Below are 1,379 nucleotides of genomic sequence, written 5' to 3'. Positions count from 1 at the left end.
CCCGGCGGGGGGCCCGCACGGAGGGTGCCGTGCCGGCGCCGCCGACGCGCGAGATCACGCGATCCGCGCGAAAGCACACCCCCTTGCGTGTGACCTCGCCCACATCACGTGATCTCGCGCGCGGCACCCCGCCCTGGTCCGACGAACACCCCGGTGCACGACAGCGGGCCGGGGCGCGAACGCCCGGCCCGCTGAACGGACCGCGTCAGACCAGGCGCTTCTTGGGCGAGACCTCGTAGGTGTTCTCGGCGTCGGCGAACACCGCGTCGCCCAGCGCCGTGTCGATCGCGGCGAGCGCCTCGGCATCCAGGGTCACCCCGGAGGCCTTCACGGTGTCGTGCAGCTGCTCGGGACGCGAAGCCCCCACGAGCGCCGCGGCGACGTTGGGGTTCTGCAGCACCCAGGCGATCGCGAGCTGGGGCATGGTGAGCCCGGCCCCGTCGGCGATGGGCTTGAGCCGCTGGACGGCCTCGAGCGTGTCGTCGTTCAGGAAGCGCTTGATGAAGTTGGCGCCGCTCTTCTCGTCGGTGGCGCGCGAGCCCTCGGGCACGGGCTGGCCGGGCAGGTACTTGCCGCTGAGCACGCCCTGCGCCATGGGCGACCAGACGATCTGCGAGATACCCAGCTCTTCGCTGGTGGGCACGACCTTGCCCTCGATGACGCGCCACAGCATCGAGTACTGCGGCTGGTTCGAGATGAGCTGGATGCCGAGCTGCTTCGCGAGCGCGTGTCCGTCGCGCAGCTGCTCGGCGGTCCACTCGGAGACGCCGATGTACAGCGCCTTGCCCTGGCGGACGATGTCGGCGAACGCCTGGAACGTCTCTTCGAGGGGAGTCTCGTAGTCGAAGCGGTGCGCCTGGTAGAGGTCGACGTAGTCGGTGCCGAGACGCTTCAGCGAACCGTTGATGGAGTCCATGATGTGCTTGCGGCTGAGTCCGGTGTCGTTGGGGCCGCCGGGACCGGTCGGGAAGTACACCTTCGTGAAGATCTCGAGCGACTCGCGACGCTGACCCTCGAGGGCCTTGCCGAGCACGGTCTCGGCCGCCGTGTTCGCGTACGTGTCGGCCGTGTCGAACGTCGTGATGCCCGCGTCGAGCGCGGCGTGCACGGTGGCGACGGCCGCGTCGTCGCCGACCTGCGAGCCGTGGGTCACCCAGTTGCCGAGGGTGATCTCGGAGATCTTGAATCCACTGTTGCCGAGGTAGCGATATCCAACCATCCCTCCACGCTAGTCCCGCCCTCCGACACCGGGGCCGCGGCATCCCTCGCCCCCCTCGATAAACGCCATCCGTGTCGAGAAACACGCAGAGGACGCGTTTCTCGACACCGGGAGCGTTTATCGAGCGGTGGGACGGGCCGGGCGGGGCGCGGGACGGGTG

The 1,379-nt window shown here is 69.5% G+C and carries 1 protein-coding gene; it reads right to left on the bottom strand.

All coding sequences use genetic code 11. The features are described 5' to 3' along the window. Window positions 1-205 precede the first annotated feature (205 nt). A complete protein-coding gene (locus DBR36_RS02940) occupies window positions 206-1,219 on the bottom strand; it encodes an aldo/keto reductase family protein (RefSeq protein WP_108317490.1) in 1,014 nt (337 codons plus the stop codon). Window positions 1,220-1,379: the final 160 nt, after the last annotated feature.

It is taken from the genome of Microbacterium sp. HMWF026 (assembly GCF_003061325.1).
Classification (GTDB): domain Bacteria; phylum Actinomycetota; class Actinomycetes; order Actinomycetales; family Microbacteriaceae; genus Microbacterium; species Microbacterium testaceum_E.
This window is presented reverse-complemented; position numbering and strand designations above follow the sequence as displayed.

What these genes read in the sequence shown, in the direction of transcription:
- DBR36_RS02940 (WP_108317490.1), bottom strand. Translation starts at nt 1,219, where the DNA reads ATGGTTGGATATCGCTACCTCGGCAACAGTGGATTCAAGATCTCCGAG.